Below are 521 nucleotides of genomic sequence, written 5' to 3'. Positions count from 1 at the left end.
TCGTCATGGTTGGAGCCAATAAAAGAATTGGACTGGCTGTTGCCTGCAAGGGAGACGCCTTTGTCGGCCTGGCCTGCGTTGATGTGGATGTAGCCTGCCGTGCCTGACTGGTTCAGGTCCATGCTGGCGCCGTCCGTATCAGACTGATTGCTCATGCTCAGGCCCAGGTCGCCATTGCGCCAGTTGCGTATGCGCGCTACGGTGCGGGTTTGTTCGCCTTCTTTGCGCTGCACAAGCAAGATGGGGTTGGCTTCACTGCCAATGAGCGAATAAATAAAACCCTGGTCTTTGTTGAACCAGACGTTTTGATGCAGGCGCATGCCGCCTTTGAGCTTTTGGCCTTCATATTCCAGATGGCCTTTGCCGTCGCTGTCATAGATGGTGTCAACACCCGTGTCGGTTTTGCCAAAAACATAGGTGTCTTCTCCCGCCCCGCCTTCCAGCCAGTCGTTGCCCGCGCCGCTTTCCATACGGTCGTCCCCATTGCCGCCATACAGGCGGTCATCCAGTGCGCCGCCAAG

At 56.8% G+C, this 521-nt stretch carries 1 pseudogene; it reads right to left on the bottom strand.

What is annotated here, in order from left to right:
- A pseudogene (locus tag QB898_RS13195) lies at positions 1 to 521 on the bottom strand (hypothetical protein); the annotation flags it as partial.

Origin of the sequence: Ottowia cancrivicina, from assembly GCF_029813755.1 — a bacterium.
GTDB classification, from domain to species: domain Bacteria; phylum Pseudomonadota; class Gammaproteobacteria; order Burkholderiales; family Burkholderiaceae_C; genus Ottowia; species Ottowia massiliensis.
This window is presented reverse-complemented; position numbering and strand designations above follow the sequence as displayed.